Origin of the sequence: Bacillus sp. MMSF_3353, assembly GCF_030733445.1 — a bacterium.
In the GTDB taxonomy this organism is placed as follows: domain Bacteria; phylum Bacillota; class Bacilli; order Bacillales; family Bacillaceae_G; genus Bacillus_A; species Bacillus_A wiedmannii.
This window is the reverse complement of sequence record NZ_JASHJA010000001.1, coordinates 93415-109960: the sequence shown is the minus strand read 5'-3', so window position 1 is coordinate 109960 and position 16546 is coordinate 93415. Positions and strand designations below refer to the sequence as shown.

Below are 16546 nucleotides of genomic sequence, written 5' to 3'. Positions count from 1 at the left end.
CACCCACACTTGTAAATTCTTAAGTAAGAAATACATTTACCTGTAAACTGCGAATGCGTCCATCAGGTGAGAAGCGGGTGCTTCTACTTGTTCCACAAAACAATATTCTATTATCCTTGATGAGTTTATCATAGGACATGACGTCTGTCAAGAAGACGCTATGTGTTTTACTAACAACAAGAAATATTGTAACAAACAACTAACATACTTGCAATACTTTTTTATGATAAGTATAGTTTGGTTATTTTTTCTAGTTTTTCTTTTTTATAATACATACGAAAGCCGCGGTATACCGCGGCTCTGTCTTATCGTTTTCCTTCTACTTTAATCATATCAACAAAAGCATCTAATGCAATTGTTTCTGATTTTTGTTCACCATATTTACGTACGTTTACGCCGTTTTCAGTTACTTCATTGTCACCTACTACAAGCATGTACGGAATTTTTTGCATTTGTGCTTCACGGATTTTGTAACCAATTTTCTCTTCACGAGTATCTAATTCAACACGGATACCAGCACGACGTAATTCATCTTGTACTTTCTTCGCATAATCTAAATGTACTTGCGGAGAAACTGGAATTACTTGCGCTTGAACTGGAGCTAACCAAGTTGGGAATGCACCTTTGTATTCTTCAATTAAGAAGGCTACGAAACGTTCCATAGTTGATACAACACCACGGTGAATTACAACTGGACGATGTTGTTTACCGTCTTCACCAACGTAAGATAATTCAAAGCGTTCTGGAAGTAAGAAGTCTAATTGTACAGTTGAAAGTGTTTCGTCTTTTCCAAGAGCAGTACGAACTTGAACGTCAAGTTTTGGACCGTAGAATGCCGCTTCACCTTCAGCTTCATAGTAATCAAGACCCATTTCATCCATAGCTTCTTTTAACATACCTTGTGCTTTTTCCCACATCTCATCATCAGCATAGTACTTTTTAGTATCAGCTGGGTCACGATAAGATAGACGGAATGAATAGTTCTCTAAACCAAAATCTTTGTACACTTCTAGAGTTAAGTTTACAACACGTTTTAACTCTTCTTTAATTTGATCTGGGCGAACGAAAATGTGCGCATCGTTTAAAGTCATTCCGCGTACACGTTGTAATCCAGATAATGCTCCAGACATTTCATAGCGGTGCATTGTTCCAAGTTCGGCAATACGGATTGGTAATTCACGGTAGCTGTGAATATCATTTTTATAAACCATCATGTGGTGAGGGCAGTTCATCGGACGAAGAACTAACTCTTCATTATCCATTTCCATTGATGGGAACATACCATCACGGTAGTGATTCCAGTGACCAGAAGTTTCATAAAGCTCTCTGCTTCCTAGTACTGGAGTGTATACGTGATCATAGCCTAAGCTTGCTTCTTTATCAACGATGTAACGCTCGATAATGCGGCGGATAGTTGCACCTTTTGGTAACCAAAGTGGTAAACCTTGTCCTACTTTTTGGCTATTAGTAAATAGTTTTAATTCTTTACCTAATTTACGGTGATCGCGCTCTTTCGCTTCTTCAAGCATACGTAAGTGCTCATCTAATTCTGCTTTCTTAACGAATGCAGTACCGTAAATACGTTGTAGCATTTTATTATTGCTATCGCCGCGCCAGTAAGCACCTGCAACGCTTAATAATTTAAATACTTTAATTTTCCCTGTAGATGGAAGGTGAACACCACGGCAAAGGTCGAAGAATTCGCCTTGCTCGTAGATTGAAATAACTGCATCTTCTGGAAGATCGTTAATTAAATCTAATTTTAACTCATCGCCGATTTCTTCAAAGCGACGAAGTGCTTCTGCACGTGGCACTTCATGACGAACGATTTCTAAGTTCTCGTTCACAATTTTTTGCATTTCTTTTTCGATTTTCTTGAAGTCTTCAACTGTAATTGCTTCTTCCATATCAATATCGTAGTAGAAGCCATTTTCAATCACTGGACCAATGCCGAGCTCAAGCTTAGCATCTTTATATAAACGTTTTAACGCTTGTGCTAATAGGTGGGCTGTTGAATGGCGTAAAATGTATAAGCCATCTTCAGAATCTAATGTAATAATAGAAACTGCACCATCTTCTTCGATTGGTGTAACAAGATCGATCATCTCATCGTTTAATTTTCCAGCCACAGCTTTTTTCTTTAAGCCTGGGCTAATAGAAGCTGCGATTTCTTCAGTTGTTACGCCTTTTGGAAACTCCTTCACAGCTCCATCAGGGAAAGTAATTTTAACTACATCTGCCATCACTGGTCACTCCTCTTTTTTCAAAATAAAAAACACTCATCCCGTAAAAAGGGACGAGTGTTGAATTCGTGGTTCCACCCTTGTTCCAATTAACATTATTGTTAATTGCTCAAGTTCAACATAACGGTGTTGTCCGTTAGCAATTACTAGAAAAAACCGTTCACTGCTAAAGTTTAGAGGTGGTAAGTAATAATCCCGTACTAGGAAGCTCACACCCTAAGGCTTCCCTCTCTGAAAATCGTAGAAAACTACTCATGTCCTCATCATGACATTTCAATATATTTCATTTATGTAGGTAATTATATGCTCAAAAACTTAGAAAATCAAGGGCGTTACCTTTATTTTTTAAATTTTTCACATTGCGCTCAAACTCATGTAATCCATGTAATTGGACCCGTTCTTGAAATACATTTCGCAAAGTAATAATCATATTATGGTCTTGTTCTTTCGTATATAAATAAATTTTTTTCGGCGAAATAGAAAGAAGTGGTGCAATTACTTTCGTATCAATATATACATCCTTTTGCTTTAATAATTCCTCGTCTATATATTGGACCAATTTCTCCTGTTTTAAACGTCTACCTTTATCATCATAGAAAATAAAACTTTCATCAAAAATAAGATGCACACAGGACAAACGTGATTTTCGGCTGCGCACTTGTTGCCTTAGCGTCTCAATAAACATTTGATATTCTTGTTCCAACTTATACTCATCAATCGACAATTCAGCAAGCTTAGCTACCATTTCCCTATATGTACGAAGGCGAAAACGAACATATGATGAAAACGAGAACGAAAGCGGATCACAAAGCCAGTTATTTAAAGAAGATTTAATATATGATTCAAATGTGTGACGTGTTAATTCACGAGCAATCCCTTTTCTTCTTCCCTTTAAAATCTCTTGTGCCATATGCAATATTTGATGACACTCTTCCTCTTCTTCATAAAAAAACTTCTCTTTTAAGATTGTATAAATCCACTTATTTTGCTTTACATTCACAATGAAACATACCATTACCGGCAATAAAATCTTTTCAATATAATTCGATTCACATACTGGTATGTGAATCACCACTTTTTGTTCCTGTAAATACACACTCGTTTCCTTATATAACAGTTCCGCTCTTTTCAATAGTTGTCTATATACATGCATAGCATCATTTTTTTCTTCGAAGCAAATTTCAATCACTTTTGTCCCCCCTTTTATCCCTGCTCTAAAGGATTGTATCTATACGTTACAAATCCTATAAGAGTCCGTCCCGCGTGAAGTTCACTCTTAGTAGAATTACATTTCCTATCGTTAGAAAATCCACTCAATATGGCTTGCTAATTTTATATATATTAAGGGAGGGAGAAAAAAATGATACAAGCTACAATGAATTTTCTATAAGAAGTTTTTCGTTTTGCAATTCACCTATTCTGAAAAGTGTTCAAAACGAAAAAAGAGCAAGCTTTTCAGCTTACTCTTTACTTATGACGTCGGTTTTTCCCGCCAATCGGAATTGGCTTCGCTAAATATTTAATTCGTTCCATAATACGCGCTGCTTTCATTTGTTCTGCTTCACCACGCTGTGTATACGTTAAATGATGTTCCAATTCCTTGAAATCAAAGTTAGACGTAAAGAACGTCGGTAAGTTTTCTAACATACGGAATTGCAAAATGGCACCAAGCACATCGTCACGCACAAAACTTGACATCGCTTCTGCTCCGATATCATCTAGCATTAAAACTTGTACGCGTTTCACCGCATCAATCTTTTCCCCAATCGAATTATCTTGAATCGAACTTTTAATTTCACGTAAAAATTCAGGGAAGTATACGAGCATCGAACTTATTTTCTTTTGAGCAAGTTCATTCGCCATTGCTCCTAACAAATACGTTTTCCCTACACCAAATTTACCGTACAAATATAAACCTTGTACTTTTTTACCAGGTTCATATGTACTTAAAAATTCATTAGCTGCACCAATTGCATCAATACGCGCATCTAAATCTGAAGGATCTAAGTTTTCCATCGTTGCCTGTAAAATGTCAGTTGGCATATATACACTTTGAACGAGTTTTTCATATTTCTTTCTCTCGTCATATGCTACTTTTCTAACGCAACGATCGTATTGAATATCAATCATCTTCCCTTGGATAACGAGCTTTGGCTCATATCCTTGCAGCATGTTTTTACACGAACCTAGATCCGGACAATCCGCACAACCTACACTTTGTCCAATATATTCGTATAACTTCACAAGGCTGCGCTCAATCATAGAAGTTGTTACTTCACCTTGATGTTCGTCTATAAATTCTTTCACACGCGGATGCGCCATTACTTCCGCCTTTAATACTTCATATCTATTTTTAAAATTTTTATTTTCCATTAACTTTGCAAATGAATTTTGAATATGCTCCATTTTCTCACCTCAAAGAGCGTTCATTCTCTTCTATTAATCACGCTTATATTTTTTTAACACTTCTTCTAGTCGTTTTCGTTCATCATCTAACGTACTTGCATCTTTTTTCTTACTTACATCTTTCTTCACTGTTTCTTTCTCTTGTTCTTTCGGCTCTTCTTTCAGCCAATCTGGTACCATTTCTTTTCTTATCGTTTTCTTCGACGTACGGCCTTTTTTCTTCGTCTCAGCCCATTCTTGATATTGACGGTTTTCTTCTTTCGCTAACGCCATTGCTTCAGCTACTGTACCGACCTTTTTACGTGCCCAATGCCCAGCAATTTTCTCCACATACGTTTTCGCAAGCTTCATATCTGAGCGTAGCATAACGTAATAAATAAGTACATTCACAACACCTGGCGTTAATTTTTGATTGATCATTACATCTTCAACGATCTGCAAGTCAGCCTTTGTCGCCTCTGCACCACCAGAGATTTCTTTTAATAGTTGTTTTGGTGAGATTTCCTCTAACTGTTTTATTAACATCTCTTCTTGTGTAGAAGGCTCTTTTCCTTCCATCATACGTGCAGCGTGAGGTTGTACTCTTTCACTTAATACAGGTAACGCTTGACCGTTTTCGAACTGATACCAATCACGTGCTCCTTTTCTAAGCCTTTCGGTATCAATTGTCTGCATCTCTGTCACCGTACCAAGAACGATATTTTGCATCGATAACACATCTACATCGTACACGTAAGCAAGTGTAATGACACATTCTCGCACTTGATCTGTAATCGCCTTTTTAGGGACAAGAGCGGACAAGCCATCTACAAATAAGGAGAAATCAAAGAAATCATTCCAAACTTTTGGAGCGTCTCCCTTCTCGTTACTTGGCATAGCTGTCGTTTTTGGAATACGAAGATCTTCTTGCGCATGCTCAAGCTGTCCTGGATTAAACGAACCAAACACATCATTGAAAGAACGCGTAACATTTTCATAAGAAGCAAAATCAAATTCTTCTTCTAAGAAATATTGCTTTACTTGATTATATTTTGTCCGACTCAATCGATTGTATAAAAAGATGCTTAACACAATATCATCAAAAAACTGCTTCGGAGATAAAGGTGGTTGCAATTCATATATAAACATTCGAATATCTTTTTCTTTCTTAATATATACCTTCAAAAGCCCAATTGCTTCTAACTTTACTCGTTCCTCATATATTTCGGGAAGCTGCATCTGCATGGTCACCATAAGGGAATGATGTGTATTCTCTTTTCCAAACACACGATCTTGCTCTAACTCTCCCCATAGCGTCATGTACAAACTAAAAGCTCTACTACCTATTAACGGCTGATACAACATCGTTAACACTTTTCGGTCGTAATTATGCAATAACCCTTTCGCACTTACTTTATAACGATCAATTGGCAATAGCTCCATCCATGACTGTTTTTCCATTCTTGCTTTTCCTTTCTCTCATCCAATCTATCCTCTACTTCATTCGTTCTATCTTCATTATATAATTGCTTAGCGAAAAAGAGCTATTAGCTTTCGCTTCTAGCTCTCTTATCTCATTACTACGGTATGTAAAGAGAATAAAATACAACTTCTACTCTCTTTCTTTTTGCAGTATATCTTTTAATTCTTCAATAAATACATTTAAATCTTTAAATTGGCGATATACAGAAGCAAAACGCACGTAAGCAACATCATCAATATCACGCAGTTCTTCCATAACAATTTCACCAATCATATCACTTTTCACTTCTGATATACCTAAATTACGAAGTTCACGTTCCACACTTTGAGTTACTTCTTCTAATTGTCTTAAAGATACTGGTCTTTTTTCACACGCTTTAATTAAGCCGCGCAAAATCTTTTCTTTATTAAATTCTTCTCGTGTGCCTTCTTTTTTTACAACGATAAGAGGTGACTCTTCTACTCTTTCAAATGTCGTAAAGCGACTTAAACAACTTTCACACTCTCTCCTTCTTCGAATAGAGCGCCCCTCGTCTACCGGACGCGAATCTAACACTCTTGTACCATTATGCGAACAGGATGGACAACGCAATATATTCACTCCTTTACACTATACTCTTTATTTTTTCTCTACTTACTTCATCTGACAATATATATACAATATTATATAACTCATTCTAACTCTCTTACCACTTTAAGTTTAAGCACATTATTTTATCATCTCGTTTTCAAAAATAAGATGGTAGATGGGGTGCTAACTTATTCGTAAGAGCTCAATTTATCTCACTAACGAGTACGTTATATTTTTCCTTTTTTATAAACTAAAAAAGAGGTGCATTATACACCTCTTTACATTTTAAATCAATTATGTTCTTTTTTAAAGAGCTTTTGTTTCTCTCTGCTTAATTTCGAAGCTACCAGTGCCTCGAGGAAGCTCGATGCTCTCACGCGTTTTCGCGTTTAAACCTTCTGCAATATATTCTGCAGCAACATTTGGATCAATACGATCCCCACAAGTATAAACATCAATACTTGCGTAACCGTGCTCCGGAAAGCTATGAATTGTTAAATGTGATTCCGAGATAATTACTACTCCACTTACACCTTGTGGTGCAAATTTATGGAAAGCAACCTCACGCACTTCAGCACCAGCTCTCAGTGCTGCATCCACAAATAATTGTTCAATATACGGCATGTCATTAAGCTTGTCGAAATCGCAATCCCAAAGTTCAGCGATTACGTGACGACCCATCGTATCCATAGTATCCATTCTACAGTTCCCCCTTGTAAATTTATTCTAACTGTTCGAATTGAAAACTAATTTGCAATTTGGCTTGCTCCACTACCACGGGGGAAAGTTAGTCCAGAGAGGTCCTAACCCTTTAAGTAGTGACTACGTACCTCAGCTCTTAAGTTTACGAGTGTTAGTATACTTTGTTTATTTTCATTTTGCAACAACAGTTTTTTCGATTTTCTGTCATATTTTCCTCTTTACTTTTCCCTAAAAAAAATAAATGATTCACAAATACAGTAATCACAACGTTTCGTGGTATGTCCACTTTCAAAAATATACTCCTATAATTTTTTTCCTTTTCAGAAAAAAATAAAAAAAGAGGGCAAATATTCACTTGCCCTCTCCCTTATTCACTTAAATATGTTGCACATTTTTTTGTTTCGCTAATTCGTCAACAACTAACGTTACAAGATCTACAACACGACGAGAGTAGCCCCACTCGTTATCATACCAAGCAAGTACTTTCACTTTACGATCACCCATTACCATTGTAGATAAACCATCAATAATAGCTGAGTGTGTATTTGTATTAAAGTCAATAGATACTAAAGGCTCTTCGCTGAATTCTACAATGCCTTTTAACGCACCGTTTGCAACAGTTTTGAATGCTTCATTAATAGCTTCAACTGTCACATCACGTTTTACATCTACTACTAAGTCAACAAGAGACACGTTTGGCGTTGGTACACGAAGTGCCATACCATGAAGTTTTCCGTTTAAGTGCGGAAGAACTTTTGCAAGCGCTTTCGCGGCACCTGTCGTTGTCGGAATGATTGATTGTCCGCAAGCACGTGCTCTTCTTAAATCTTTATGTGGGTTATCAATATTTTTTTGGTCATTTGTATAAGCGTGAACAGTTGTCATTAAACCGTTTTCAATTCCAAACTGCTCATCTAACACCTTAACAACAGGCGCTAAACAGTTTGTTGTGCAAGATGCATTTGAAATAACAGTATGTTTTGTAATATCTAATTGGTCTTCGTTCACACCAACTACAATTGTTACATCTTCATTTTTACCAGGCGCTGTTAAAATAACTTTTTTCGCTCCAGCTTCAACATGAAGAATTGCTTTTTCTTTTGAATTAAATTTACCAGTTGCTTCAATTACAACTTCAACACCTAAATCTGTCCAAGGCAATTCCTTTGGATCGCGGTTGTTTAAAAGGCGAATCATTTTCCCATCAACTAACAAGTGATCTTCAAATGCTTCTACTGTTCCGTCAAACTTGCCGTGAACTGTATCATATTTAATTAAATGTGCTAACGTTTCAGATGGATAGCTTGCATTGATTGCTACAATTTCGAATGCGCTTTCTTTTATTGCCTGACGAAATACCATTCTCCCAATACGTCCAAATCCATTAATTGCCACACGAGTCATAATATGTTATCCCCCTTGAATGCGTTATACTATTTATCTCCAATCCCAATAATAGTATAACACAAAAAGGGGATATGTCACTAAGCATTTTCATTAATTTCACAATTTTTTAGTCAATAATGTTCCAATTCTTTAAAATCACCTGTAATTGTGTTTTCGTTCCCATAATTGTGCCATCATTATTTATCACTTCATCTGCATTCTTCACTTTTTCTTCTAACGGCATTTGAGATTGAATACGAGCTGTTGCTTCTTCTTCTGAAAAATTATTTCGTTTCATTAAACGTTCTAATTGCGTATGTGGCTTAACCGCTACAACTAATACGCGGTCAACGAGACTTGTTAATTTGCTTTCAAATAAGAGAGGTATATCTAACACAACCGCTTGCATACCTTCCTTTATGTACTTTTCCTTTTGTGTATTCATTTCCTCACGAACTGCAGGATGAACGATTTTATTTAACTGCAATCGTTTTTCTTCATTATAGAAAACGACACTTCCTAATTTCGGGCGATCCAATTCTCCATCTTCTTGTAATACTTCCGTTCCAAACACTTCTACAATTTTGCTATATGCTGGTTTTCCTCGCTCTACAACTTCTCTTGCAATAATATCTGCATCAATAACTGGTATACTCAGTTCACGAAACATTTGAGACACTGTACTTTTTCCGCTTGCAATGCCTCCCGTTAATCCAATTACTACTGTCATCATAATCCTCCTCACAATATAAAAGGCGCGAAACTAATGTTCCACGCCCATACTTACATTTTCCAAATTCCAATAATAATGAGTAATACCCCAGGCAGGAATGTAAATTTTTGTAACCACTTCATGTTTGATAAAACCGTTCCAAGTTTCATTCCAATAAATAAAAACAAAGAACTCATAACCGCAACTAATATCGCCATCATAGCGGGCGCATACCCTAATAAAGATGCACCAATTCCAGCACCGAACGAATCTATAGAAAGAGCGATACCAAGAAGCAATGCTTCTCCTGCGGAAATGGTGCCTGATTTATCAAAATCTGCAACAGTCGGTTTCCGTAAAATTTGAATCACTAGCCCGAGCGAAGCAATTTCTAATTTCCAAACCTTCTCCTCTTGCTTTGGTTCTTCTTTTTTCTCACTTCGAAAAAATTGATATAATACCCAAATTCCTATTCCAATAAGAACAAGCCCACCGATACGCGTTGCGATAACAGGTGAAAATATTTTCGCGATCATATGTCCAATTCCCATTGAAACAAGCATAACAGCCGCTGAACACATTCCGATAATTATAATTGATCTTAGTGGAATTCTTACGCTTCTTAAACCATATGTTAGCCCTACACTACAGCTATCTAAGCTTAATGTAAAAGCTAATAAAATAAGAGATAAATAAAGGTACATCGGTAAGCTCCTCCCTTATACATAGCCCTGCTGTATGTATATGACAAATGCCTATCCAATGTTATCTCTTTTCTATATTCTCGGCTGACAAATCGGGCAGTAATGCGTTCCTCTTCCGCCAACAACTGTTTTTTCTAATATCGTACCGCAAGTCACACATGGTTCTCCTTTTTTTCCGTATACATTTAGAAGTTCTTGGAATGAGCCAATTTGCCCTTGCGAATTCATATACGTTCGAATTGTACTTCCGCCTCGCTTCACTGCTTCACCTAACGTTGTAACAGTCGCCTCGTAAATTCGTTCAATTTCTTCTGCTGTTAAAGACGAAGCTTCTCGTTCCGGATGAATTTGAGAACGGAATAAAACTTCATCTACATATATATTTCCAAGCCCTACTAAAAGACGCTGGTCTAATAATACGACTTTTATTTTACGATTGGTCTTTTGCAATCTTTCTTGTAAATACTGCGGTGTCAATTCAGCATCAAACGGCTCCGGACCTAAGTCAGCAAGAGGCATTTGATTCAATTCTTCACCTTTCTTAAAGAGATGCATCGTACCAAACTTTCTCACATCTTTATAATGTAATTCAGTTCCATCTGTAAATAAGAAACGGACGTGTGTATGCTTATCAATTGGCTCATCCTCTTGATGCAGTAAAAACTTACCTTCCATACGTAAATGTGAAACAATAACATAATTCGTTACATATAAAAGCAAAAACTTTCCTCTTCGCTTTATATTTTCAATCTTCTCGCCTCTTAGCATTTCTTTAAAGATTTCTGCATCATCCGGACGTTTTACTATTTTTGGATAAGTAATAATGACATCTTCAATCGTTTTTCCTGTTACAAGATTTTCAAGCGTCCGCCTAACATTTTCAACCTCTGGTAATTCAGGCATTTCATCACTTCCTTATTTTGCGTCGTACCAAGTTGGACCGTAAGAATAATCAACTTTCAGCGGAACCGCGAGTTCAATCGCATGCTCCATTACTTCAGGTACAAGCTTCTCTAATTTTTCAATTTCTTCTTTTGGTGCTTCAAATATCAATTCATCGTGTACTTGCAGAAGTAGACGCGCCTGTAATCCTTCTTCTTCTAGACGGTCTGCCATAATAATCATCGCTTTTTTAATAATATCTGCTGCAGTCCCTTGAATTGGTGTATTCATAGCCGTACGCTCAGCAAAGCTACGTAAATTGAAATTACGACTCGTAATTTCCGGAATATAACGGCGGCGATTTAATAATGTAGCCACATACCCTTTTTGTTTCGCATCTTTTACGATGTCACTCATGTATTCTTGTACACCAGGGAAACTTTCTAAATACTTTTCAATAAATTCCGCTGCTGCTTTTCTTGTAATTCCTAAGTTTTGTGAAAGACCATAATCACTAATACCATATACAATCCCGAAATTGACAGCTTTCGCTTGTCGTCTCATATTCGAAGTTACTTCATCTTTTTCAACGCCAAATACATCCATCGCTGTTTTCGTATGAATATCCATGTCATGTTGGAACGCTTCAACTAGCCCTTTATCATTTGCAATATGAGCTAATACGCGAAGTTCAATTTGTGAATAATCTGCCGCATACATAATCCATCCTTCTTCTGATGGAACAAATGCCTGACGAATCTTTCTTCCTTCTTCTAATCGAATCGGGATATTTTGCAAGTTCGGATCCGTTGAACTTAATCGACCTGTTTGCGTTAATACTTGATTGAAACGAGTATGGATTTTAGATGAATCTTCATGTACAACTTTTAATAAACCTTCAATATAAGTTGAATTTAGTTTCCCTAATTGACGATAATGTAAAATGTTTGGAATGATTTCATGGCGATCCATAAGCTTTTCTAGTACATCTGCTGACGTAGAATAACCTGTTTTCGTCTTTTTAATAACTGGTAAGTTTAAGTTCTCAAACAGAATAACACCAAGCTGCTTCGGTGAATTAATATTAAATTCTGTTCCCGCAAGCTTATAAATTTCCTGTTCCATTTCCTTTAATCTACCTGCAAGTTCTTCTCCCATATTACGAAGACGCTCCGTATCAACTTTTACACCTTTTACTTCCATATCAGCTAATACACGCGCAAGTGGTAATTCTAACTCTGTAAACAGTTCATATTGCTCATTCTTTTGTAACTCTTCAACGAATGTTTGCTTTACATCATATAATACGTGCACTTTACGAGCTACATGCTCCGCTACTACTTCTAGCTCTGGAACAGCACGCTTCGCACCTTTTCCGTAAACTTCTTCATCAGATTTCACAGCATGTGTTTCTTTCATTTTTGCTACAGTACGGAAATCTTTATCCGTATCAGCCGGGTCAAGTAAATAAGCAGCGATTAGTAGATCAAAGTCAATCCCTTGCATATCTATCCCGTTCCATTTAAGTGCAACGATTGCGCGCTTCGCATCAAATGTATACTTTCTCATTTCTCCATCTGCAAGCCACTCTTTAAAAGCGTCTGACTTAAGAGCAATTTCTGTTTGAATAAAGTAACAGCCATTTTCATTTTGAATACCAAAACCTTGAATGTCCGCTTTATGATAGTTATCTTCTTGTACTTCAACAATAAGCGCACTATCTTGCACTAGCATTTCTTCTGTAACTTCTTCCACAATATCAAATGTAATATCATCTAATTCAGCTGGAGTCGTTTCTTCTGGCGTAACACCTAATTTATTTAAAAGTGATGTAAATCCTAAATTCTCGAACATTGGAATCACATCACTTGCTTCATACCCTTTATACTCCATATCATCCACATGCACTGTAATCGGCGCATCTGTAATAATAGTTGCAAGATCTTTACTCATAAGAGCTTGGTCTTTATTTGCTTCTAGCTTTTCTTTTAATTTCTTCCCGCTCACTTGATCTATATTTTCATACACTGCCTCGACCGTTTCAAACTGTGTTAACAATTTAATCGCAGTTTTTTCACCAACTCCTGGTACACCTGGAATATTATCTGACTGGTCTCCCATTAAACCTTTCATATCGATAATTTGCTTTGGTGATAAGCTGTATTTCTCAAATAAAGCTTCTTTCGTATATTCATCCACTTCTGTAATCCCTTTGCGTGGAATACATACGAGTGTATTATCTGAAACAAGTTGCAGTAAGTCTTTATCTCCTGAAATAACTTTTACATGAAACCCTTGTTCACTCGCTTCTTTCGCTAACGTCCCCATAATGTCATCCGCTTCATAATTTTCTAATTCATAACGCGGTACGTTGAATGCATCAAGCATCTCACGAATAAACGGGAATTGCTCTGATAATTCAGGTGGAGTCTTTTGACGTCCTCCTTTATACTCACTATACGTTTTATGACGGAATGTCGTTTTACCCGCATCAAACGCTACTAACATATGCGTTGGTTTTTCTTCCTCTAATATTCTCATTAACATCATTGTAAAACCGTAAATTGCGTTCGTATGTATACCTTTGTCGTTATTTAAAAGCGGTAGTGCAAAGAAAGCACGATACGCGATATTGTTACCATCTACTAATACGACCTTTTTTTCCAAACCAGAAACCTCCCCATACAAATTTGAAATGATTTTTTTCACAGAAAAAAAACCGTTCCTTTCCTCTCTCTATATTAACATGACTAATAGAGAGAAGAAAAATAACGGCTATTTTCTATCATATATATAAACGTTTACTAACATAAAAGGGAAGTGACGAGAACAGCATAACTATTCTCGTCCAAAATTACTCCTTGGATGAAGGGGTTTTCATGTATTATATTAACAGACCTTTATTAATATTTAATTAAGCCATTGTTAATATATTGTAAACATCCTTCATCCTATTTTTCAGTTGCTGATTTTGGTAAAACAACTGTAAATGTTGTCCCTTCCCCAACTTCACTATCCACTGTAATCGTACCGTGATGTGCCTCAACTAAATGCTTTACAATCGATAATCCGAGGCCTGTACCACCAGTATTTCTACTTCTCGCTTTATCCACTCGGTAAAAGCGTTCAAAAATACGCGGAATTTCATCTTTACTAATACCAATTCCCGTATCCGATACTTTTATATAAGCATTATATTTATCTTCTACTAATTCTACAGAAACAACGCCTCCAGCCGGCGTATATACGATTGCGTTATTCATTAAATTAATAAAGATTTGCTTCAAACGACTTGGATCTCCAATGACCGAGACTCCTTTTAGCGCATTTACTTGTAAAGAAATTTCTTTTTCTCCTGCTTTGTTATCAAGCACCATATGAATGTCTTCAAGAAGTCCCTTCATATCAACGGTCCCCATACTCAATTTAAATCCTTGTTGCTCAATCTTTGATAAATCTAATAAATCTTCAATTAACCCTTGCATGCGTTCACTTTCTTTTAAAATAATGTGCAAGAAATGTTCGCAGAATTTTTTATTATCCATAGCACCGTCCAAGAGCGTTTCTGAAAAACCTTTAATAGAAGTAATCGGTGTCTTTAGTTCATGAGAAACATTCGCTAAAAAGTCTTTTCTCATTTGTTCTAATTTCTTTAGCTCAGTAATGTCATGGAATACAAGGACAATCCCTTTCCATTCATGGTTCGTCCCGATAATCGGTGCTCCATATACTTCAAAATGCTTTCGCTCAATTCCAAGCGGCAATAACATTTGTTTACGCACTTTCACTTCTGTCATAAAGATTTCTTCCACGAGCTCTATAATTTCTGTATGATGAAACGACTCATAATATAAACGATCTAAATATTCTTCATCTGTTACGTGGAAAGTCTCCTTATAAGAACGGTTTACAAGGTTTATATAACCGCGGCTATCAATTAAAATCATTCCGCTTCCCATATTTTCAATTAACGTATGCAGACGATCTTGTTGCATTTCTTGCTCAAGTGTCATCTCTTGTAAATTACGGGCTAAAATATTAATTGCTTTACTCAGCATTCCTGTTTCATCCGAATGACTTTCATAAGCGCGTGCTTTATAATTTCCCTTCGCTAATTCGATAGCAACTTTCGTAACGGATTCAATTGGCCTAATATATTGCCCTGTAATTTTCATACCTAAAAATACGACTACGAGACAAGCGATAACAAATCCGATAATTAATAATCCCCACGTTTTTTGATGAACAGATTTCAAAGGCTCAATTGTACTTTTCACCAAAATGTACCCTTGTTTCCCTGCTACATCTTGAACGAATACCGCATGGTAAAATTCATTATTCTGATTTGTTTCTTTCGTAATGACTTTGTTTCTTTGTTTTGTTGTTTCAGAAGAAAGTTCTTTAATTATCCCTTCACTAAAAGCAGACTGTTCTCCTCCGCTATATTGAACTTTCTTTTTTTCATCTACAAATGCAATAGAAGCCTGTATTTTTTCTTCTAACTTTTCAAATACATATGGATTTTTTAAAACATCATCAAAACCCTGTTCTTCTGCTAATACCGCAACATACTCTGTCTCTTTTACCATTCTCTCTTTTGCATGATCTATATAGTAGTTTTCAAACACGGTTTCCAGTAATAAACCTAGTCCAACTAAAATAAGAACAATAAGAGAAACAAATGTAAAAAGAAGCCTGGAACGAAATTTATTCATCCCCTTTTGGCTCCTCTAATTTATATCCTAAACCACGTATCGTTTTAATGTACGTCGGTTTTTTCGTATTTTGTTCAATTTTATCGCGCAAATGGCTAATATGAACGTCAACAATTCGTGTATCACCAGCAAAATCATAGTTCCATACAGCACTTAATAATTGATCACGTGTCAACACGCGACTTTTATTTTTCGCAAGATAAACAAGTAGTTCAAATTCTTTTGGTGTTAATTCAAGCTTTCTTCCTTGGAAATAAGCCTCATAAAATTCCGGCAAAATTTTAAGTTCAGCAAGTGTGATGCTCTCTTCATCTGACGCTTCTTTCACTTGTTCTTCTTGTTGTAATTTCGTGCGGCGCAAAATTGCCTTCACACGCGCAACAACTTCCCTTGGGCTAAATGGCTTCGTCATATAATCATCTGCCCCAAGTTCAAGACCTAGCACTTTATCAAATTCATCATCTTTTGCTGTTAACATTAAAATCGGCGTCATAACGCGCTGCAATCGTAATTCTTTACACACTTCCATACCATCCATTTTTGGAAGCATTAAATCTAATATAATTAAATCTGGGCGTTCTGTTGTCGCTTTTTGAAGCGCCATTTCTCCATCCATCGCTGTTATCACTTCAAACCCAGCTTGTTGTAGATTAAATTCAATTAAAGTTAAGATAAATTCCTCATCATCAACTACTAAAATACGATTGTTCATTCTTTTCCTCCAAGTTATAGACTTGAAACCTTCTTCATCCTAGTATTTTCCC

Annotated in this window: 13 protein-coding genes and 2 other annotated features (1 of these 15 cut by a window edge); all 13 genes read right to left on the bottom strand. The window is 36.4% G+C overall.

What is annotated here, in order from left to right; translation table 11 throughout:
- Positions 1–95: a sequence feature (ribosomal protein L20 leader region), on the bottom strand (it extends 26 nt beyond the left edge of the window).
- Positions 96–305: 210 nt separating this feature from the next.
- Positions 306–2243 (bottom strand): threonine--tRNA ligase, encoded by a 1938-nt coding sequence (gene thrS / locus RBB48_RS00600; protein WP_000786074.1) that lies wholly within the window; start codon positions 2241–2243, stop codon positions 306–308.
- 46 nt (positions 2244–2289) lie between these two features.
- Positions 2290–2519: a binding site (T-box leader), on the bottom strand.
- Between the two features lie 31 nt (positions 2520–2550).
- Positions 2551–3432: a putative sporulation protein YtxC gene (gene ytxC / locus RBB48_RS00595; RefSeq protein ID WP_088064546.1), complete on the bottom strand. Its 882-nt coding sequence runs from the start codon at positions 3430–3432 to the stop codon at positions 2551–2553.
- A 278-nt stretch (positions 3433–3710) separates the two neighbouring features.
- Positions 3711–4649 (bottom strand): primosomal protein DnaI, encoded by a 939-nt coding sequence (gene dnaI, locus RBB48_RS00590; protein WP_000400114.1) that lies wholly within the window; start codon positions 4647–4649, stop codon positions 3711–3713.
- A 33-nt stretch (positions 4650–4682) separates the two neighbouring features.
- Entirely contained in the window at positions 4683–6089 is a 1407-nt protein-coding gene (locus RBB48_RS00585) for a replication initiation and membrane attachment family protein (RefSeq protein WP_087985378.1), read from the bottom strand.
- A 151-nt stretch (positions 6090–6240) separates the two neighbouring features.
- The gene (nrdR, locus tag RBB48_RS00580; protein ID WP_001203687.1) at positions 6241–6702 is read right to left on the bottom strand and encodes a transcriptional regulator NrdR; all 462 of its coding nucleotides are present in this window, start codon (positions 6700–6702) and stop codon (positions 6241–6243) included.
- Between the two features lie 285 nt (positions 6703–6987).
- Positions 6988–7371, bottom strand: coding sequence for an adenosylmethionine decarboxylase (gene speD / locus RBB48_RS00575; protein ID WP_002003660.1), 384 nt, complete (start codon positions 7369–7371; stop codon positions 6988–6990).
- Positions 7372–7758: 387 nt separating this feature from the next.
- A complete protein-coding gene (locus RBB48_RS00570) occupies positions 7759–8787 on the bottom strand; it encodes a glyceraldehyde-3-phosphate dehydrogenase (protein WP_000198978.1) in 1029 nt (342 codons plus the stop codon).
- 109 nt (positions 8788–8896) lie between these two features.
- A complete protein-coding gene (gene coaE / locus RBB48_RS00565; RefSeq protein ID WP_097889207.1) occupies positions 8897–9499 on the bottom strand; it encodes a dephospho-CoA kinase in 603 nt (200 codons plus the stop codon).
- Between the two features lie 53 nt (positions 9500–9552).
- The gene (gene ytaF / locus RBB48_RS00560; protein WP_000281739.1) at positions 9553–10185 is read right to left on the bottom strand and encodes a sporulation membrane protein YtaF; all 633 of its coding nucleotides are present in this window, start codon (positions 10183–10185) and stop codon (positions 9553–9555) included.
- 72 nt (positions 10186–10257) lie between these two features.
- Positions 10258–11088, bottom strand: coding sequence for a DNA-formamidopyrimidine glycosylase (gene mutM / locus RBB48_RS00555; RefSeq protein WP_087985380.1), 831 nt, complete (start codon positions 11086–11088; stop codon positions 10258–10260).
- 12 nt (positions 11089–11100) lie between these two features.
- Positions 11101–13734, bottom strand: a complete 2634-nt coding sequence (polA, locus tag RBB48_RS00550; RefSeq protein ID WP_048544346.1) for a DNA polymerase I — start codon at positions 13732–13734, stop codon at positions 11101–11103.
- A gap of 284 nt (positions 13735–14018) precedes the next feature.
- Entirely contained in the window at positions 14019–15782 is a 1764-nt protein-coding gene (gene phoR / locus RBB48_RS00545; RefSeq protein WP_306007308.1) for a sensory box histidine kinase PhoR, read from the bottom strand.
- Complete coding sequence (gene phoP / locus RBB48_RS00540; RefSeq protein ID WP_001065223.1) at positions 15775–16494, bottom strand: two-component system response regulator PhoP; 720 nt, start codon at positions 16492–16494, stop codon at positions 15775–15777. The genes phoR and phoP overlap by 8 nt, the downstream gene beginning before the upstream one ends.
- Positions 16495–16546: the final 52 nt, after the last annotated feature.

Coding starts and splice junctions, on each gene's coding strand:
- thrS (WP_000786074.1), bottom strand. CDS start 2,243: ATGGCAGATGTAGTTAAAATTACTTTCCCTGATGGAGCTGTGAAGGAG.
- dnaI (WP_000400114.1), bottom strand. CDS start 4,649: ATGGAGCATATTCAAAATTCATTTGCAAAGTTAATGGAAAATAAAAAT.
- RBB48_RS00585 (WP_087985378.1), bottom strand. CDS start 6,089: ATGGAAAAACAGTCATGGATGGAGCTATTGCCAATTGATCGTTATAAA.
- speD (WP_002003660.1), bottom strand. CDS start 7,371: ATGGATACGATGGGTCGTCACGTAATCGCTGAACTTTGGGATTGCGAT.
- RBB48_RS00570 (WP_000198978.1), bottom strand. CDS start 8,787: ATGACTCGTGTGGCAATTAATGGATTTGGACGTATTGGGAGAATGGTA.
- coaE (WP_097889207.1), bottom strand. CDS start 9,499: ATGACAGTAGTAATTGGATTAACGGGAGGCATTGCAAGCGGAAAAAGT.
- ytaF (WP_000281739.1), bottom strand. CDS start 10,185: ATGTACCTTTATTTATCTCTTATTTTATTAGCTTTTACATTAAGCTTA.
- mutM (WP_087985380.1), bottom strand. CDS start 11,088: ATGCCTGAATTACCAGAGGTTGAAAATGTTAGGCGGACGCTTGAAAAT.
- phoR (WP_306007308.1), bottom strand. CDS start 15,782: ATGAATAAATTTCGTTCCAGGCTTCTTTTTACATTTGTTTCTCTTATT.
- phoP (WP_001065223.1), bottom strand. CDS start 16,494: ATGAACAATCGTATTTTAGTAGTTGATGATGAGGAATTTATCTTAACT.